Genomic DNA, 17,633 nt, shown 5'->3' on the forward strand with positions numbered 1-17,633 from the left:
AGAACGAGGAGAGGACGGCATGGCTCGAGTGGCGATCGTAACCGGCGGAACACGCGGCATCGGCGAGGCGATCAGCCTCGCGCTCAAGGACATGGGCATGACGGTGGCCGCCAACTATGCCGGCAACGAGGAAAAGGCGCGCGCCTTCACCGATCGCACCGGCATCGCTGCCTATAAGTGGGACGTGGGCGACTATGACGCCTGTCAGGAGGGCTGCGCCAAGGTCGCCGCCGATCTCGGCCCCGTCGATGTCGTGGTCAACAATGCCGGCGTCACGCGCGACGGCACGATCCTCAAGATGAGCCGCGAGATGTGGGAAGACGTTATCCGCATCAATCTGGGCGGCTGCTTCAACATGGCCAAGGCCGTGTTCCCCGGCATGCGCGAGCGCAAATGGGGCCGCATCGTCAATATCGGTTCGATCAACGGCCAGGCGGGCCAGTACGGCCAGGTGAACTATGCCGCCGCCAAATCGGGTATCCACGGCTTCACCAAGGCGCTGGCGCAGGAGGGCGCGCGCGCCGGCGTGACGGTCAACGCGATCGCCCCGGGCTATATCGATACCGACATGGTGGCCGCCGTGCCTGCCGACGTGCTCGAAAAGATCGTCGCCAAGATCCCCGTCGGCCGGCTGGGTCAGGCGAGCGAGATCGCGCGCGGCGTCGCGTTCCTGTGCTCGGAGGAAGGCGGCTTCGTCACCGGATCGACGCTGAGCATCAACGGCGGCCAGCACATGTACTGACGGGCGAAGGCGCCGTTCCCGAACGGCGCCGGTGCCCGGCCCAACCGGGCATCGCCCGTCCCGGCCGGCGGGCGCAGCCCGGCCGACGAGTCACCGGCTTTGCCGGTGACCGACCCGACCCTACGCCCCCAGAATCTGCGCGATCACCCGCCGCATGTTGATCGCTGTATAGGGCTTCTGGAGCACCGGCACGCCTTCCAGCGCCGGCGGCAGCTGCAACTGCTCGCCATAGCCCGTAGCAAACATGAACGGCACGCCGCGCGCCTGCAACGCATCGGCGAGCGGCAGGCTCGTCTCGCTGCCCAGATTGACGTCGAGCACCGCCACCACGAACTCCTCGCGCTCGATCTCGGCGAGCGCATGGCTGACGGTGCTCGCCGTCACCACGCGCGCGGCACCCAGTGCCGAGAGGATATCCTCGGCATCCATCGCGATGATGAGGCTGTCCTCCACAAGCAACGCGGCGCCCGCGATCGGCCGGTCCTCCTTGGGAACCGCGGCGCTGTCGCGCGGATCGGGCACCAGCGCCGGCGCGTCGGGTGCGGGATGCGCGTCGTCGATCACGATGTGGCGCGCCGGTACGCACAGATCGACTTCGAGCCCCGCGAGCGCATAGCGTATGTCGGCACGGCCGCCCAGATCGTAAGGCACCGACCGCTGGATGATCGTGGTGCCGAAGCCCTGCCGTGTCGGCGGCTGCACCGGCGGCCCGCCGCGCTCGCGCCAGCATATGTCGAGAACGCCCTCGGCATCGACCCGCCAGTCGACGCGCACCGTGCCGCTATCGGCCAGCGCACCATATTTGGCCGAATTGGTCATCAGCTCGTGCAGCACCAGCGCCAGCGTGCTGAACGCCTGCGGCCTGAGCAGCACCGGATCGCCCGCCAGCTCCAGCCGCGAAGCGCGCCCGCCCAGATACGCCGCCGCCTCGGTCTCGATCAGCCGCCGGAGCGGTGCCGGCGACCAATTGTCCTGCGTGATCTGGTCGTGCGCGCGCGCCAGCGCCTCGATCCGCCCTTCGAGCATCCGCACATAAGCGGCGGCATCGGCGGCGGGGTCGCGCGACTGGCGCACCAGTCCGCGGATCAGCGCCAGGATGTTGCGCACGCGGTGATTGAGCTCGGCGATGAGCAGTTCCTGTCGCTCGGAAGCGCGCCGCCGCTCCTCCTGCGCGCTGTCGGACAGGCGCAGCACCACCTCGATCAGCGAGGCGCGCAGCATCTCGGCCACCCGCAATTCGGGATCGATGAACGGCTCGGACCGCCCACGCACTTCCTCGCGCCATGCATCGAAGCTCTTGCGCGGGCTGAGGCGACTGCCGTGCACGCCGTAATGCGCGGGCTTGTAGGGGTCGCCGCCCCAATTGACGCTGCGGATGCGCTCCTGGCGGAACAGCATCACATAGTCGCGCGGGCTGCGCGAGATGGGGATGGCGAGCATCCCCGCGGCACGATCGGCATAGTCGGCCGCCGCCGGCAGCAATGCCGAGAGATGGTCGGTCGCGTAGATGCGCCCACCCGTCATCGCGTTGAGCCGCCGCACGATATCGGGGATGGCGGCGGGCGGCGGCGTCTCGCCCGACAGCGCCATGCGCCCGTCGAGCCAGATCGCGATACCGTCGCACGGCACCGTCGATCGCAGCATCTCGCCCAGGAACTCGGGATTGTCGAGCAGCTCGGCGTCGCCGGCGATCGCCGCTAGCAGCCGGTCCGAGGCGGCACGCGCCGCGGTCTCGTAGCTCGCCATCGCCTTGCGCTCGCGGCTTTCGAGCTTGAAGGCGAACATCTGGCCGAACAGCTCGGCAATCGAGCGGCGCTCGAAGCTTGGGCGGCGCGGCGCATAATGGTGGCATGCGAACAGTCCCCACAGCCGCCCCTCGACGATGATCGAGATCGACAGCGACGCCGACACGCCCATGTTCTTGAGATATTCGATATGGATCGGCGAGACCGATCGCAGCACCGACAGCGAGAGGTCGAGCGGCTGGCCGCGCTCGTCGCGCTGCGGCACGATCGCCACGGGCTCGTCGTCGACATCGGCGATGATGCGAAACGGCGTGCGGATATACAGCTCGCGCGCTTGCTGCGGAATGTCGCTCGCGGGATAGCGCAGGTCGAAGAAGCTGCCGATGCCGCCGCGCACCGCCTCGCCCACCACGGTGCCCGATCCGTCCTGATCGAAGCGATACACCATCACGCGGTCGAAGCCGGTGAGCGCGCGCACCTGTCGCGCGCCCTCGCGGTAGAAGGCCGGCAGGTCGCCCGCCATGTCGAGCCGCGCGATCATCGCGCGGATCGTGCTTGCGGTGTCGGACGTCGGCTCCAGCGCGCTCGCCTCGGCCTCGAGCACCACGGTATCGCCCACCATGTGCATCGCGAAGTCGAAGGCGCGCTGCCCCGCCGTATCGATCGGCAGGCCGAACACGCGTTCCACCGCATCGGCGCCGCGCAGCAGCGTCAGCCGGTTGCGCAGCGTATGGATCGCCTCCTCGCTGAAATAGTCAGACACATGCGTGCCGAGCATCGCCTCGGCGATCACGCCGAGCATGTCGCCGACATTCTCCGAAGCGCGCCGCACGATCCAGTCGGGGGAGAGCGCCAGCAGGAAGCCGAAGGGCTGAATCGCGCCGAGCTGGTGGATGGGCTCGCGATCGCAATTGGTCAGATCGACCGGATAGTCGGGTTGGTGCACGCCTACGCTTTCGTCAGCCAAGCGCGCCCACGATACTCGAACACGCCAAAGATTTCGCGCGCCGCCACGATTGCAACGTCTTGCGACGCCGGTTGGTACAGGATCGTATCGAGCTTTGCCAGCAATTTGGACCAGTTTCCCGCAGGTTGATCCGCATCAAGAAAATCGAGTGGCGCGCCTTCGGGCACCAGCCGGCGCAGATGCCGTGCACCATGGCGAGAGCCTTCGAGCACATAGAGCGCGGCGGCGATCCGCGCCTCGCCCGCCACCATCGCGCCGTCGATCGGCACGGGGTCTATCGCGATGCCGAGTGCGCGAGCATCGGCCGCCAGCAGATGGCCGCGCCGCCGCTCAGGCCAGTCGGGCAGTACGTCGCCGGCGCCGGCAGCGTCGAGCGCATCCTCGATTCCCAGCATCGCCTCGGCCTGCGCGCCGATGAAGCGGCGATAGCCGTCGGGATCGCGCAGGTCGAAGCCCATGAACAGGGCATCGAGCCGCTCGTGCGCGTCGCGCGTCGCGTCGCGCAGCAGGCGGTGCGCTTCCCTCAACCGCCGCCCTCGCCGAACACGCGCGCGAAGATCGTGTCGACATGCTTGAAATGATAATCGAGGTCGAAGCGCGCCTCGATCTCTTCGGGCGCGAGCGCGGCGGCAACTTCGGCATCGTCCTTGAGCAACTGCATCAGCGACAGCTGCCCGTCCGATTCCCACACTTTCATCGCGTTGCGCTGGACCAGCCGGTAGGCGTCCTCGCGGCTGACGCCCGCCTGCGTCAGTGCCAGCAGCACGCGCTGCGAATGCACCAGCCCGCCCATGCGATCGAGGTTGCGCTGCATCCGCTCGGGATAGACCAGCAGCTTGTCGATCACGCCCGTCAGCCGCGCCAGCGCGAAATCGAGTGTGATCGTCGCATCGGGTCCGATATAGCGCTCGACCGAGCTGTGGCTGATGTCGCGCTCGTGCCACAGCGCCACATTCTCGAGCGCGGGCGTGACATAGCCGCGTACCATGCGGGCAAGGCCGGTCAGATTCTCGGTCAGCACCGGATTGCGCTTGTGCGGCATCGCCGACGAGCCCTTCTGGCCGGGAGCGAAATATTCCTCGGCCTCGAGCACTTCGGTACGCTGGAGGTGACGCACTTCGGTCGCCAGCCGCTCGATCGATCCGGCGATGACGCCCAGCGTCGCGAAGAACATCGCATGGCGATCGCGCGGGATCACCTGCGTCGAAACGGGCTCGACGGTGAGGCCCATCTTCTCGGCGACATGCGCCTCGACCGCGGGGTCGATATTGGCGAAAGTTCCCACTGCGCCCGAAATGGCACAGGTGGCGATATCGGCGCGCGCCGCCACCAGCCGCGCGCGGTTGCGGTCGAACTCGGCATAGGCCTGCGCCAGCTTGAGGCCGAAGGTGACGGGTTCGGCATGGATGCCGTGGCTTCGCCCGATCGTCGGCGTCAGCTTGTGCTCGAACGCGCGGCGCCTGAGCACCGCCAGCAGCTCGTCGAGGTCGGCGATCAGGATGTCGGCGGCGCGTGCCAGCTGCACCGCCAGGCAGGTATCGAGCACGTCCGAGCTCGTCATGCCCTGATGCAGGAAGCGCGCGGCATCGCCGGTGCGCTCGGAGACATGCGTCAGAAAGGCGATGACGTCGTGCTTGGTCTCGCGCTCGATCGCGTCGATCCGCTCGACATCGAAGGGCGGCGCGTTGCGATCGGCTTCCCAGATCGCCGCGGCGGCTTCGCGCGGCACCACCCCGAGTTCGGCAAGCGCATCGGTCGCATGTGCCTCGATCTCGAACCAGATGCGAAAACGGGCCTCGGGCGTCCACAGCTCGGTCATCGCCGGACGGGCATAGCGCGGGATCAAAGCGTGTCCTTTCGTCTCTCGATGCGCACTTCGTCGCATCCACGCCACAGAATTGCGATGAGGCGCTCGCTAGCAAGGACTAGACGAAGCGACAATCATTTTCGGTTCTGGAACATGAATGCGGGCATACCCATTTAGATATTCGAAGTTCATGACGGTATGTCGAATCGTTAGCGCGATATACTGCTCGCATACAGGAGGAAGAACAATGCTCAAGTCCGTTCTACTCGCCAGTGCCATGCTCGTTTCGGCTCCTGCACTTGCGCAGGACATGCCGCAATCGACGCCTGCCGATCCGGCTCCGGCGCAGACGATGCCTGCAACACCCGATACTGCGGCACCTTCGAGCAAAACCGACGCGACCGTCGCCGACTCGACCGCGACCACGCAGCCCGCACCGGCCAGCCCCGCGCAGATCGCCGAAGTCGTCGATGCCGAGTTCCCGACATACGACAAGGACGCCGATGGCGAGATCACCGAGGCCGAGTTCGGCCAGTGGATGGTAGCGCTGCGCAGCGCCACCGATCCGGCAACCGACGCGCAGAGCGCCGAGGTCCAGACTTGGGTGGGCCAGGCATTCGCGTCGGCCGACACCGATCAGTCTGAAAAGGTATCGAAGGCCGAGCTCACGACCTTCCTGTCGCAGGGCGCCTCGTAACCTCTCGGATACTTGCTGAAAATCGCCGCCGGGTGCCCCGCATCCGGCGGCGTTTCCATGCGCGCGTCATTCCCACTCGATCGTGCCCGGCGGCTTGCTCGTATAGTCGTATACCACGCGATTGATGCCGCGTACTTCGTTGACGATGCGTGTCGCGACGCGCGGCAGGAAATCGCCGGGGAAGCCGAACACCTCGGCAGTCATGCCATCGGTCGAGGTGACGGCGCGCAGCGCAAGCACGCTGTCATAGGTACGCCCGTCGCCCATCACGCCGACAGTGCGGACCGGCAGCAGCACCGCAAAGGCCTGCCAGATCGCATCGTACAGCCCGGCATTGCGGATTTCCTCGAGATAGATCGCATCGGCCTTGCGCAATATGTCGCACCGCTCGCGCGTGACCTCGCCGGGAATGCGGATGGCAAGGCCGGGGCCGGGAAACGGGTGCCGGCCGACGAAAATCTCGGGCAGCCCCAGCTCGCGGCCCAGCTCACGCACCTCGTCCTTGAACAGCTCGCGCAACGGCTCGACGAGCTTCATGTCCATGCGCTCGGGAAGCCCGCCGACATTGTGGTGGCTCTTGATCGTCACCGAAGGGCCGCCGGTGAAGCTCACGCTCTCGATCACGTCGGGATAGAGCGTGCCCTGTGCCAGGAACTCGGCGCCGCCGATCTTGCGCGCCTCGTCCTCGAACACGTCGATGAAGGTCTTGCCGATGAACTTGCGCTTGGCCTCGGGATCGGTGACGCCGGCCAGGCCATTGAGGAACAGCGTCTCGGCATTCACATGCACCAGCGGAATGTTGTAGTGGCCGCGAAATAGACTGACGACCTGATCGGCCTCGCCGCTGCGCATCAGGCCATGATCGACGAACACGCAGGTCAGCTGCTCGCCGATCGCCTCGTGGATCAGCACCGCTGCTACCGCCGAATCGACCCCGCCCGACAGCCCGCAGATCACGCGCCCCTGCCCCACCTGCGCGCGGATCTCGGCGATCTTCGCGGCGCGGAATTCGGCCATCGACCAGTCGCCCGGCGCGCCGCAGACATGGCGCACAAAATTGGCGAGCAGCCGTGCACCGTCGGGCGTGTGGACGACCTCGGGGTGGAACTGCATCGCGTAGTAACGCCGCGCATCGTCGGCGATGACGGCGAAGGGCGCGCCGGGGCTGGCCGCGACGGGGCGGAACCCGGGCGCCAGCTCGGTCACCTTGTCGCCATGGCTCATCCAGACCTGATGCGTCTCGCCTTCGGACCACATGCCGTCGAACAGCGCGCACCCGTCGCCGATGGTAATGAACGCGCGCCCGAACTCGCCGCTGTCACCGCCCTGCACCTGCCCGCCCAGCTGATGCATCATCACCTGCTGGCCGTAGCAGATGCCAAGGATCGGCAGCCCCGAATCGAAGATCGCCTGCGGCACGCGCGGGCTGGCATCGTCGAGCACCGATGCCGGGCTGCCCGACAGGATGATGCCGGCGGGTCGCATCCGCTCGAACGCTTCCTCGGCCGTGGTGAACGGCGCGATCTCGCTGTAGACGCCCGCCTCGCGCACGCGCCGCGCGATGAGCTGCGTAACCTGGCTGCCGAAATCGACGATGAGGATGGACTGGCTGGGCGTCTGCATGGCGCCCGCATAGCGGCACCCGCGAATGGGGGGAAGGGTTAGGCCGCCTTGAGCGATGTGAGCGGCACGCCGACTGCCTCGAGCGTGGAAAGATCGAACCGGCTTGCGCCATCAATGTCGATGCCGACGAGGCGGCCGTCGGAGTCGATATCGGCGATCACGCCCTCGACGATCTCACGCGTATCGACGCCGGGCGCATCGGTAAGCTCGATATAGAGGCTGTCGGTCTCGGCGTAGTAGTGGAGCTTCACGATGGAAAATCCCGGTAGTTGCGGTCGAGGAAGGCGTTGTGAATCGTCTCCCCATCCTCAAGAAGCACCACCCTTAGCACACGGCCCTCGCTTTCACCCTCCAATATAACTCTTGTCCAGCAGCGCACTCGACCATCGGGCTGAACCTCGCGCCGCAACGGACGGTCCCGCGCGGCCGCGCACCATTCAAGCCGCAGATATGGGCGCCGTACCCGTACCTGCTCGTCGAAATAGCGCATTGTCTTCACCGTGCCGGCTTCACCTCCAGCCCCGTCCACTTCGCCGCGAAGGCATAGAGATCGGCGGTTTCCTCGATGATCTTGTCGGTCGGCTTGCCGCTGCCATGGCCGGCGCGCGTCTCGATGCGTACCAGATGCGGCTTCGGCCCCAAATCCTTCGATTGCAGCATCGCCGCATATTTGAAGGTGTGGCCGGGCACCACGCGATCGTCGGTATCGGCCGTCGTCGCGAGGATCGCGGGATATGCCTTGCCTTCGCTCACATTGTGATAGGGCGAATAGGCAAAGAGCGTCTTGAAATGCTCTTCCTCGGCCGGAACACCATAATCATAGGTCCAGTAGCGTCCCGCGGTAAACTGGTCGAAGCGCAGCATGTCCATCACGCCGACGGCGGGGAGCGCCGCGGCGAACAGATCGGGCCGTTGATTGACCACCGCGCCCACCAGCAGGCCGCCATTCGATCCGCCCTGGATCGCCAGCCCGTCCTTCCTGGTGATGCCCTGAGCGATCAGATACTCGCCCGCGGCGATGAAGTCGTCGAACACATTCTGCTTGTTCTGGCGGCGGCCGGCATCGTGCCACGCCTTGCCATATTCGCCGCCGCCGCGGATGTTCGCCACCGCCAGCACGCCACCCTGCTCGATCCACGCGATGCGCGACGAGGAAAAGGCGGGAAGCTGCGAGATGTTGAAGCCGCCATAGGCATAGAGCATCGTTGGCGCGGGGCCAGTCACGTCCTTGCGGCGTACCACGAACATCGGCACGCGCGTGCCGTCTTTCGAGGCGAAGAAGCGCTGCTCGACCGCGATCGTCGCAGGATCGAACGCGACCTTGGGTTGCTCCCAGATCTCGGCGCGGTTGGCAGCGACGTCGTAACGATAGATGGTCGTCGGCACATTGTAGCTGGTGAAGACGAAGAACGTCTCGTTATCGTCCTGATCGCCGCCGAAGCCAACTACCGTGCCGATGCCCGGCAGCGTCACCTTGCCATCGGGCTTGCCGTCGAGCGTGAAGCGACGAACCTCGGACTTCGCGTCGACCATATAGCTGGCGATCAGCTTGCCGCCGACGATCGACGCGCCTTCGAGCACTGCGTCGTCCTGCGCGACCAGCTCGCGCACGCTCGGCTGCGCCTCGGCGAGATCGAGCGTCACGATGCGGCTGCGCGGCGCATCCTTGTCAGTCATAAGGTACAGCCGCGTGCCGACATTGCCCACCACGTTCCACGCGGCATCGAGCTTGTCGAACAGCACGCGCGGCTTGGCATCACCCTGGAGATCGACGATCGCCAGATTGTTCGAGGTGCCGCCCGGTGCGCTCGTCAGCACGATGTAGCGGCCATCGTCGGTAACGCCCGCACCGTTCAGATATTTGGGCTGGTCAGGCGTCGAGAAGATCAGCCGGTCGGCCGATTGTGGCGTACCGAGCTTGTGGAAATACACCATGTGATTGTCGGCGCCCGCCTGGAAGGCGGTGCCTTCGCGCGGCTCGGGGAAGCGCGCATAATAGAAGCCCGATCCGTCCTTCGCCCAGTCGATGCCGGTGAACTTGGCCCAGCTGATTTCATCCGCCAGCGCCTTGCCCGTCGACACGTCGAGCACGCGGATCGTCCGCCAGTCGCTGCCGCCATCCTGCACGCCATAGGCGAGCAGCTTGCCATCGTCCGACGGCGCCCATTGGCCAAGCGCGGTCGCGCCGTCCTTCGACCAGCCATTGGGATCGATCAGCACGCGCCCCTGGCCCTTCAGGCTGTCGCGTACGTAGAGCACTGCCTGGTTCTGGAGGCCGCTATTGTAGCTGTAGAAATAGCGCCCGCCCTTTTCATAGGGCACGCCGAAGCGGCCATAATCGAACAGCTCGGTCAGCCGCGCCTTGAACAGGTCACGACCCGGCAACGTATCGAGATAGGCGTCGGTCACCTCGTTCTGCGCGGCGACCCAAGCGGCCACTTTGGGATCGTTGCGGACGTCGTTCTCGAGCCAGCGATAGGGATCGGCGACGCGCACGCCGAATTGCTCGTCCACGACATTGCCGCGCTCGGTTTCGGGATAGGTGATGGGTGCGGGCATCGAGGCGGCGGTTTCCCTGGTCTGGGGCGCAGCGGCTAGCGGCGCGGCGAAAAGAAGCGGCAGCAGGACGAGCGATGCACGACGCATGGCGGGCAGTCTCCGATGAAACGAGAAAGGCCGCACCCTAACGGGCACGGCCTTTCGCGCAAGTCGGATCGGAAACGCCCGGAATCAGGCCGCTTCGTCGAAATCCTCGTCGGTCATCACCGGGCCCGAATCCTGGCCCTTCGCACTGACATCGCGATCGACGAACTCGATGATCGCCATCGGCGCAGCGTCCGACGCGCGCGGGCCGGCCTTGATGATGCGCGTGTAGCCGCCGTTACGATCGGCATAGCGCGCGGCAAGCACGTCGAACAGCTTCACCAGCTGCGCATCGTCGAGCAGGCGGGCATGCGCCAGACGACGGTTCGAAAGACCACCCTTCTTGGCAAGCGTCACCAGCTTCTCGACATAGGGGCGAAGCTCCTTGGCCTTGGCCACCGTCGTGGTGATCTGCTCGTGCTTGATGAGCGCGGCCGACATGTTGCGGAAAAGCGCGGCGCGATGCGCCGAGGTACGCTGGAGCTTACGACCGCCATATTTGTGACGCATGGGTATATCCTTTTCGTTCGTTCGGGGGCCGTGTCAGGTACCCCGGACCAGGTGGCCGTTGAAGGCCGCCACCATTCGCCTTTCCAATTCCTCCCTGAGCTTGCTCGGGGAGAGGGACCGCCCGCAAAGCGGGTGGTGGAGGGGTACGGCGTGGCAAAGCCACGCCGTCGTCGGCCGGACCTTGCGGCCCGCCGGCCGGAGCTTCGCCGTCTCGGGAATAGCTTGCGCTATTCCCGTGCGGCTCAGCCCATGATCTCCTGCTCGAGCTTCTTGGCCATTTCCTCGATATTCTCGGGCGGCCAGCCGGGGATTTCCATGCCCAGCCGCAGCCCCATCGAGGACAGCACTTCCTTGATCTCATTGAGCGACTTGCGGCCGAAATTCGGCGTGCGCAGCATCTCGGCTTCGGTCTTCTGGACCAGATCGCCGATATAGATGATGTTGTCGTTCTTGAGGCAGTTGGCGCTGCGCACCGAAAGCTCGAGCTCGTCGACCTTCTTGAGCAGGTAGCGATTGATCGTCGCGGTATCGCCCGGCGTCTCGGCAGCGGCCACCGCCATGCCGGTCTGCACCGGCGCGGCGCGCGTCATCGCCGAGTCGTCGAAGTGGACGAACAGCGCGAGCTGGTCCTGCAGGATACGACCGGCATAGGCCACCGCATCGTCGGGCGTGACGGTGCCGTCGGTTTCGATCGTCAGCGTGAGCTTGTCATAATCGAGCTCCTGCCCGACGCGGGTGTTCTCGACCTTGTAGCTCACCTGCCGCACCGGCGAATACAGCGCATCTACCGGGATCAGCCCGATCGGCGCATCGGCGGGGCGATTGGCGACCGCGGGCACATAGCCCTTCCCGATATCGGCGGTGAGCTCCATGTTGAGTGTCGCACCCTCGTCGAGATGGCACAGCACCAGATTGGGGTTCATCACCTCGATGTCACCCGACACCGCGATGTCGCCCGCCTTCACCTCGGCAGGTCCGGTCGCCGACAGCTGAAGGCGCTTCGGCCCTTCGCCCTGCATGCGCAGCGCGATCTGCTTGACGTTGAGGACGATGTCGGTCACGTCCTCACGCACGCCAGCGAGCGAGCTGAACTCGTGCAGGACGTTCTCGATCTTGATCGACGTGACGGCCGCGCCCTGAAGCGAAGACAGCAGCACGCGGCGCAGCGCGTTGCCCAGCGTCAGGCCGAAGCCGCGCTCGAGCGGCTCGGCGACGAAGGTCGCCTTGCGCTTGGGATCGCCACCGGGCTTCTTCTCGAGGCCGCTGGGCTTCTTCAGTTCCTGCCAGTTCTTTGCGTTGACGGACAAGCTCTCGTCCCCTGGGTTGGGCCGGCGCTGGGGCGGCGCTGGCCGGGTAAACTACGTCGCCGCTCGTCAGCGGCGACGCGAAAGGATCGGCGTCGCGATCAGACGCGGCGACGCTTCGAGGGCCGCACGCCGTTGTGCGGAATCGAAGTGACGTCGCGGATCGAAGTGATCTGGAAGCCCACGGCCTGCAGCGCGCGAAGCGCCGACTCGCGGCCCGAGCCCGGACCCTTGACCTCGACCTCGAGCGTGCGCACGCCATGCTCGGCAGCCTTGCGGCCTGCGTCCTCGGCAGCGACCTGCGCGGCATAGGGCGTCGACTTGCGCGAGCCCTTGAAGCCCATCATGCCGGCCGACGACCACGAGATGGCATTGCCCTGTGCGTCGGTGATCGTGATCATGGTGTTGTTGAAGCTGGCGTTCACATGCGCGACGCCGGCGGTGATGTTCTTGCGCTCGCGACGGCGAAGGCGCTGCGGTTCACGTGCCATTGGAAATCGTCCTGACCTGAATAGCGTGGTACGGAGGCCGGCGGGCTGTCCGCCACTCACCTGCCTCCGGCGGAGAAGAAGTGCGAGCGGTCCCCCGGACCGCTCTTACTTCTTCTTGCCCGCGATCGGCTTGGCCTTGCCCTTGCGGGTACGCGCATTGGTGTGCGTGCGCTGGCCGCGAACCGGAAGCCCCTTGCGATGACGCAGGCCGCGATAGCAGGCGAGGTCCATCAGACGCTTGATGTTCATCGCGGTCTGGCGACGAAGATCACCCTCCACGGTGTGGCCGGCGTCGATCGCCTCGCGGATCTGAAGCACTTCCTGGTCGGTCAGGTCCTGCACGCGACGCTCGGCGACGATGCCCAGCTGATCGGTGATTTCCTTGGCCTTTGCCGGGCCGATACCGTGGATATACTGCAGCGCGATGATTACGCGCTTGTTGGTCGGGATGTTGACACCCGCAATACGAGCCATGAACGTTTTTCCTCCAGCTCCACGAAAGGCGGCATGGCCGCGCGCCCCTCATCTCGTCGCGTTGATCCGTAACGCACGCGAGCGGCGGACGCGTAAAGGCGCCGCCGGACCACGGAAACGTTCGGAAGCCCGGGCCACTAAGGCCGGAGTCGCGCGCTGTCAAGCTCGAGGGAACCGGCGACGCTTCCGTGCGTGCCCGTCATGAGCCCGGCGCCGCGCGCTCGGCGGCCGCCTTCAGCCGGGCAAGCTGATGCAGCAGCACGTTGTCGACCAGGGGCGCCATCGTCTCGCCGCCCGCCTGCATGTGGCCGCCTACGACGTAGCGCATCGTCACCTTCGTCGCGCCCTCGCCTTCGGCATCGAAGCGGAAGGTCAGCGTCGCCGCCACCGCCTCGGCCTGCAATGGACCGAGACCGCCCGTCATGCGAACCATGCGCCCCGGCGCGACATAGACGATATGCGCGTGCTCGATGCTGCCTTTCCCGTCGGGAATGCGCTCGCAGAAGCACCCCGTCGCCTGCGCATCCATGTAGAGATTGGCTGCATCGCCCGAATAGCTGTGCTCGGCGTCCCACCAGCTGGCCGGTGCGCGGAAGCTGTCCCAGACGCGCGCGGGCGGCGCGTCGACGGTAATTGCGGCATCGATAACGAAGCTGCTAAGCGCCGCAGACGTAACCTCGGCCGCGGCCGGCGCCCCGATGCTCATCGCCGCCGCCATCAAGATCGTACGCATCGCGCCCTCCCCTGCCCGCAAAAGAAGCGCGCGGACGCGGCAAGTCAAGCCGGCACCCCGAGCAATCATGTCTTACGAGTCGAGGATCGCCTCGATCGCCGCCGTCACATGCGCGATGTCGGCCATGCCGTCGATCCGCTTGACCAGGCCCTTGGCTTCGTAATGCGGCAGGATCGGCGCGGTCTTGGCGCGATATTCGGCCATGCGCGTGCGGACGGTCTCGGCATTGTCGTCGGGCCGGCGCTTGAATTCGTGCGCACCGCAAACGTCGCAGGTGCCGGGCACGTTGGGCGTCTTGAAGCGGTCGTGATAGCCTTCGCCGCAATTGGCGCAGGTGAACCGCCCGGTGATGCGACTGACGAGCGCGTCCTCGTCGACGACCAGTTCGATCACATGGTCGAGGCTGCGCCCGCGCGCGGCGAGCAACGCATCGAGCGATTCGGCCTGCGCGGCGGTGCGCGGATAACCGTCGAAGATCAGGCCCGGCCCGTCGCCCAGCGCATCGAGCCGCTCGCCGATGATGCCCGAGACGATCGCGTCGGAGACCAGCGCGCCCGCTTCCATCACGGCCTTGGCCTCGAGCCCCACCGGCGTGCCCGCCTTGACCGCGGCACGCAGCATGTCGCCGGTCGAGAGCTGCACCATGCCGCGCTCGTGCTCGAGCCGGCTAGCCTGCGTGCCCTTGCCCGCGCCGGGCGGCCCCAGCAGGATGATGTCCACGGCCTCGATCCCCCCTGTTTCCGGTACGAAACGGCGGCGCCTCAGCGCAGCCGACCGCCCTTCAGCTTGGCCTTCTTGATAAGGTCGCCATATTGATGCGCAAGCAGATGCGACTGGATCTGCGTCACCGTGTCCATCGTCACATTGACCACGATCAGCAGGCTGGTGCCGCCCAGATAGAAGGGGATGCTGAGCGCCGATACCAGATATTCGGGCACGAGGCAGATGAAGGTCAGATATGCCGCGCCGATCACCGTGATGCGCGTCAGCACATAATCGAAATACGCCTCGGTGTTCTTGCCGGGCCGGATGCCGGGAACGAAGCCGCCATAGCGCTTCAGATTGTCCGCCGTCTCCTCGGGATTGAACACCACCGCGGTGTAGAAGAACGAGAAGAAGACGATGCCGAGCCCGTAGAGCAGCATGTACACCGGGCTGCCGTGCGTCAGATACTGGTTGAGCCCGATCACGAACTCGTTCCAGAAACCGTCGCCGCCGCCCGCCGCGGCGCCCTGCCCCGCGAACTGGCTTACCGTCAGCGGCATCAGCAGCAGCGACGAGGCGAAGATCGGCGGAATGACGCCGGCGGTGTTGATCTTGAGCGGCAGGTGGCTGCGCTCGGCCTGCATGCCGCGCTGCGTCTGGCGCTTGGGATACTGGATCAGAATGCGGCGCTGCGCGCGCTCCATGAAGCAAATCAGCAGGATGAGGCCGACCACGGCGGCGATGATGCCGATCAGGCGAACGGGATCGAGCGTGCCGGTGCGACCACCCTCGAACAACTGCACCAGCGTGGTCGGCAGATGCGCGACGATGCCTGCCATGATGATTAGGCTGATGCCGTTGCCGATGCCGCGGCTGGTGATCTGCTCGCCCAGCCACATCAGGAACATCGTGCCGCCGATCAGGCTGATGACGCAGCCGATGCGGAACAGCATACCGGGCTCGACCACCGCCTGCGCGCCCGCCGATGCGCCGAACGCTTCGAGCCCGACGGCGATGAACCAGCCCTGCACCGCCGTCAGGCCGACGGTGCCGTAGCGCGTATACTGGTTGAGCTTCTTGCGTCCGCTCTCGCCTTCCTTCTTGATCGCGGCCAGCGTGGGGCTGAGCGAGGTGGCGAGCTGCACCACGATCGACGCGGTGATGTAGGGCATCACACCGAGCGCGATGATCGACATGCGTTCGAGCGCGCCACCCGAGAAGGTGTTGAAGAAGTCCATCACGCCGCCCTGCGTCTGCTGCGCGAGCAGATCGAGCTGGGTCGGGTCGATGCCGGGCAGCGGCACATAGCTCAGCATGCGGAAGATGATGAGCGCGCCGAGCGTGAACCACAGCCGCTTCTTCAGTTCGGTCGCCTTGCCGAATTTCGACAGGTTGATGCTGGTCGCGAGTTGATCGGCGGAGGATGCCATGTGCTGTCGATGTCCCGGGAATCAGTTCGGGCGGAACCTTCGCCCGTGTCGAACGTGCATATAGGCCGTCAAGGCGCGATGTCTAATGGAGCCACGCCCGGACGTCGCCGCTAGAGCGGAATCGCGTGCCGCGGCGGGGAGCGCTTTGGGTCGCGCGGCAAAAAAGGGGCGGCGTCGCCGCCGCCCCAAAGCAATCAGCCCTGCTGCTTGGCCTTCTTGGCCTCGATGCGCTCGGCGCGGGCCTTGCCCTTCTTGGCGGCGGCCTTCTCGGCAGCCGGCACCACCTCGATCACCTCGACCGAGCCGCCGGCGGCTTCCACCGCCTCGCGTGCACCCTTCGAGGCGCCGGCGACGCGGAATGCGAGCTTTGCTGAAAGCGTGCCCTTGCCCAGCAGGCGTACGCCGTCCTTGCCGCCACGCGTCAGCCCGGCGGCATTCAGCGCCGCCTGATCGATCGTGCCGCCGGTCTCGAGCGTGCCGGCGTCGACGGCCTTCTGGATCATGCCCAGATTGACCTCGGCATAGTCCTTGGCGAACGGATTGTTGAAGCCGCGCTTCGGGATGCGCATGTGGAGCGGCATCTGGCCGCCCTCGAAGCCGTTGATCGCGACGCCCGAGCGCGCCTTGGCGCCCTTCTGGCCGCGGCCGGCGGTCTTGCCCAGGCCCGAGCCGATGCCACGGCCGACGCGCACGCGCTCCTTGCGGGCGCCCTGATTGTCGCGGATGTCGTTGAGTTTCATGTTGTGCACTCGCTTTCGCTTTGTTCGCGCTGAAAAGTCGGAAGGGGGCCGTTAGCCCCCTTCCCTCGTCCTGTCATGTGCAATCGGGACTTCAGTCCTCGACCGACACCATGTGATGCACCTTGCGGATCATGCCGCGCACCTCGGGGGTGTCGTCGAGCTCGACCGTGCGATGCATCTTGTTGAGGCCCAGACCGACCAGCGTCGCGCGCTGGTCCTTGGTCCGGCGGATGGGCGAGCCCGTCTGCGTTACCTTGAGCTTGGCCATATCGATCACTCCGCAATCGCCGCGGCATCGGCCTCGGCGGTCTGCGAACCGCCACGGCCGAGCAGGTCGGCGATCTTCTTGCCGCGGCGCTGTGCGACGGCCTTGGGCGAGGTCTGCTCGCCAAGAGCCTCGAACGTGGCGCGGATCATGTTGTAGGGGTTCGACGTGCCGGTCGACTTGGTCACCACGTCGGCGACGCCAAGGCTCTCGAACACCGCGCGCATCGGACCGCCGGCGATGATGCCCGTGCCCGACGGTGCCGAGCGGACATAGACGCGGCCGGCACCGAAATGCCCGAGACCGTCATGGTGCAACGTCCGGCCCTCGCGCAGCGGCACGCGGACCATCTTCTTCTTGGCCGCGGCCGTCGCCTTCGAGATCGCCTCGGGCACTTCGCGCGCCTTGCCGTGGCCGAAGCCGACGCGGCCCTTGCCGTCGCCCACGACGACCAACGCCGCGAAGCCGAAGCGCTTGCCGCCCTTCACCGTCTTCGAGACGCGGTTGATGTGGACGAGCTTCTCGATCAGCTCCTCGCCGCCGTCATCGGCACCGCCACGACGATCGTCACGGCGCCCGCGATTGCCATCACGGCCACCACGGTTGCGGTCGTTGCCGCCGCCGGGACCGCCACGACCGCGGCCACCACGACCGCCACGCGGCGCGCCACCGGGCGCGAAGTTGCCGGGAGCCGCATTGGCGTCCTGCGTCGTCGCCTCTGCCGGCGCGCCGCCCTGGTTGTTGTCGTCCGCCATGC

The 17,633-nt window shown here is 66.3% G+C and carries 18 protein-coding genes; 2 read left to right on the forward strand and 16 right to left on the reverse strand.

What is annotated here, in order from left to right; translation table 11 throughout:
• Positions 1 to 19: 19 nt before the first annotated feature.
• The gene (gene phbB / locus FBR43_RS00920; RefSeq protein ID WP_136941365.1) at positions 20 to 742 is read left to right on the forward strand and encodes an acetoacetyl-CoA reductase; all 723 of its coding nucleotides are present in this window, start codon (positions 20 to 22) and stop codon (positions 740 to 742) included.
• A 120-nt stretch (positions 743 to 862) separates the two neighbouring features.
• On the opposite strand, the gene FBR43_RS00925 is transcribed toward phbB, so the two are convergent.
• Genes FBR43_RS00925 through purB form a run of 3 tightly spaced genes read right to left on the reverse strand, consistent with a single transcriptional unit; the run spans position 863 to position 5,300 of the window.
• Positions 863 to 3,454: an HWE histidine kinase domain-containing protein gene (locus FBR43_RS00925; protein ID WP_249276385.1), complete on the reverse strand. Its 2,592-nt coding sequence runs from the start codon at positions 3,452 to 3,454 to the stop codon at positions 863 to 865.
• The gene (locus FBR43_RS00930; protein WP_249276386.1) at positions 3,436 to 3,981 is read right to left on the reverse strand and encodes a biliverdin-producing heme oxygenase; all 546 of its coding nucleotides are present in this window, start codon (positions 3,979 to 3,981) and stop codon (positions 3,436 to 3,438) included. The genes FBR43_RS00925 and FBR43_RS00930 overlap by 19 nt, the downstream gene beginning before the upstream one ends.
• Entirely contained in the window at positions 3,978 to 5,300 is a 1,323-nt protein-coding gene (gene purB / locus FBR43_RS00935; protein ID WP_136941366.1) for an adenylosuccinate lyase, read from the reverse strand. Before purB ends, FBR43_RS00930 begins: the two co-directional genes overlap by 4 nt.
• 208 nt (positions 5,301 to 5,508) lie before the next feature.
• On the opposite strand from purB, the gene FBR43_RS00940 reads away from it, so the two are divergent.
• Positions 5,509 to 5,958, forward strand: a complete 450-nt coding sequence (locus tag FBR43_RS00940) for an EF-hand domain-containing protein (RefSeq protein WP_136941367.1) — start codon at positions 5,509 to 5,511, stop codon at positions 5,956 to 5,958.
• A gap of 66 nt (positions 5,959 to 6,024) precedes the next feature.
• On the opposite strand, the gene guaA is transcribed toward FBR43_RS00940, so the two are convergent.
• The 13 genes from guaA to rpsE all read right to left on the reverse strand — a co-directional run bounded on the left by guaA (position 6,025) and on the right by rpsE (position 17,631).
• The gene (gene guaA, locus FBR43_RS00945) at positions 6,025 to 7,581 is read right to left on the reverse strand and encodes a glutamine-hydrolyzing GMP synthase (RefSeq protein WP_136941368.1); all 1,557 of its coding nucleotides are present in this window, start codon (positions 7,579 to 7,581) and stop codon (positions 6,025 to 6,027) included.
• 38 nt (positions 7,582 to 7,619) lie between these two features.
• Positions 7,620 to 7,832: a DUF2283 domain-containing protein gene (locus FBR43_RS00950; RefSeq protein ID WP_136941369.1), complete on the reverse strand. Its 213-nt coding sequence runs from the start codon at positions 7,830 to 7,832 to the stop codon at positions 7,620 to 7,622.
• Positions 7,833 to 8,076: 244 nt separating this feature from the next.
• Positions 8,077 to 10,227 carry a prolyl oligopeptidase family serine peptidase gene (locus FBR43_RS00960; RefSeq protein WP_136941371.1) on the reverse strand — a complete coding sequence of 717 codons (2,151 nt, stop codon included), beginning with the start codon at positions 10,225 to 10,227 and terminating at the stop codon, positions 8,077 to 8,079.
• 84 nt (positions 10,228 to 10,311) lie between these two features.
• Entirely contained in the window at positions 10,312 to 10,734 is a 423-nt protein-coding gene (gene rplQ, locus FBR43_RS00965; protein ID WP_136941372.1) for a 50S ribosomal protein L17, read from the reverse strand.
• A gap of 242 nt (positions 10,735 to 10,976) precedes the next feature.
• Complete coding sequence (locus FBR43_RS00970; RefSeq protein ID WP_136941373.1) at positions 10,977 to 12,041, reverse strand: DNA-directed RNA polymerase subunit alpha; 1,065 nt, start codon at positions 12,039 to 12,041, stop codon at positions 10,977 to 10,979.
• Between the two features lie 98 nt (positions 12,042 to 12,139).
• Positions 12,140 to 12,529, reverse strand: coding sequence for a 30S ribosomal protein S11 (rpsK, locus tag FBR43_RS00975; RefSeq protein ID WP_066583941.1), 390 nt, complete (start codon positions 12,527 to 12,529; stop codon positions 12,140 to 12,142).
• 105 nt (positions 12,530 to 12,634) lie between these two features.
• Positions 12,635 to 13,003 carry a 30S ribosomal protein S13 gene (gene rpsM / locus FBR43_RS00980; protein ID WP_136941374.1) on the reverse strand — a complete coding sequence of 123 codons (369 nt, stop codon included), beginning with the start codon at positions 13,001 to 13,003 and terminating at the stop codon, positions 12,635 to 12,637.
• A 199-nt stretch (positions 13,004 to 13,202) separates the two neighbouring features.
• Entirely contained in the window at positions 13,203 to 13,736 is a 534-nt protein-coding gene (locus FBR43_RS00985; RefSeq protein ID WP_169542424.1) for an SRPBCC family protein, read from the reverse strand.
• A 72-nt stretch (positions 13,737 to 13,808) separates the two neighbouring features.
• Positions 13,809 to 14,456 (reverse strand): adenylate kinase, encoded by a 648-nt coding sequence (locus FBR43_RS00990; RefSeq protein WP_136941376.1) that lies wholly within the window; start codon positions 14,454 to 14,456, stop codon positions 13,809 to 13,811.
• Between the two features lie 41 nt (positions 14,457 to 14,497).
• Complete coding sequence (gene secY / locus FBR43_RS00995; RefSeq protein ID WP_136941377.1) at positions 14,498 to 15,871, reverse strand: preprotein translocase subunit SecY; 1,374 nt, start codon at positions 15,869 to 15,871, stop codon at positions 14,498 to 14,500.
• Between the two features lie 194 nt (positions 15,872 to 16,065).
• On the reverse strand, positions 16,066 to 16,611 hold the full coding sequence (rplO, locus tag FBR43_RS01000; protein ID WP_136941378.1) for a 50S ribosomal protein L15: 546 nt from the start codon (positions 16,609 to 16,611) through the stop codon (positions 16,066 to 16,068).
• A 91-nt stretch (positions 16,612 to 16,702) separates the two neighbouring features.
• Positions 16,703 to 16,879 carry a 50S ribosomal protein L30 gene (gene rpmD / locus FBR43_RS01005; RefSeq protein WP_136941379.1) on the reverse strand — a complete coding sequence of 59 codons (177 nt, stop codon included), beginning with the start codon at positions 16,877 to 16,879 and terminating at the stop codon, positions 16,703 to 16,705.
• Positions 16,880 to 16,884: 5 nt separating this feature from the next.
• Complete coding sequence (rpsE, locus tag FBR43_RS01010; RefSeq protein WP_136941380.1) at positions 16,885 to 17,631, reverse strand: 30S ribosomal protein S5; 747 nt, start codon at positions 17,629 to 17,631, stop codon at positions 16,885 to 16,887.
• Positions 17,632 to 17,633: the final 2 nt, after the last annotated feature.

The organism is Sphingomonas baiyangensis (genome assembly GCF_005144715.1).
GTDB lineage: Bacteria > Pseudomonadota > Alphaproteobacteria > Sphingomonadales > Sphingomonadaceae > Sphingomonas > Sphingomonas baiyangensis.

Excerpts from the sequence above, each read along its gene's own strand:
- phbB (WP_136941365.1), top strand. The coding sequence starts at position 20 with ATGGCTCGAGTGGCGATCGTAACCGGCGGAACACGCGGCATCGGCGAG.
- FBR43_RS00940 (WP_136941367.1), top strand. The coding sequence starts at position 5,509 with ATGCTCAAGTCCGTTCTACTCGCCAGTGCCATGCTCGTTTCGGCTCCT.
- guaA (WP_136941368.1), bottom strand. The coding sequence starts at position 7,581 with ATGCAGACGCCCAGCCAGTCCATCCTCATCGTCGATTTCGGCAGCCAG.
- FBR43_RS00960 (WP_136941371.1), bottom strand. The coding sequence starts at position 10,227 with ATGCGTCGTGCATCGCTCGTCCTGCTGCCGCTTCTTTTCGCCGCGCCG.
- rplQ (WP_136941372.1), bottom strand. The coding sequence starts at position 10,734 with ATGCGTCACAAATATGGCGGTCGTAAGCTCCAGCGTACCTCGGCGCAT.
- rpsK (WP_066583941.1), bottom strand. The coding sequence starts at position 12,529 with ATGGCACGTGAACCGCAGCGCCTTCGCCGTCGCGAGCGCAAGAACATC.
- rpsM (WP_136941374.1), bottom strand. The coding sequence starts at position 13,003 with ATGGCTCGTATTGCGGGTGTCAACATCCCGACCAACAAGCGCGTAATC.
- FBR43_RS00985 (WP_169542424.1), bottom strand. The coding sequence starts at position 13,736 with ATGCGTACGATCTTGATGGCGGCGGCGATGAGCATCGGGGCGCCGGCC.
- secY (WP_136941377.1), bottom strand. The coding sequence starts at position 15,871 with ATGGCATCCTCCGCCGATCAACTCGCGACCAGCATCAACCTGTCGAAA.
- rplO (WP_136941378.1), bottom strand. The coding sequence starts at position 16,611 with ATGAAACTCAACGACATCCGCGACAATCAGGGCGCCCGCAAGGAGCGC.
- rpmD (WP_136941379.1), bottom strand. The coding sequence starts at position 16,879 with ATGGCCAAGCTCAAGGTAACGCAGACGGGCTCGCCCATCCGCCGGACC.
- rpsE (WP_136941380.1), bottom strand. The coding sequence starts at position 17,631 with ATGGCGGACGACAACAACCAGGGCGGCGCGCCGGCAGAGGCGACGACG.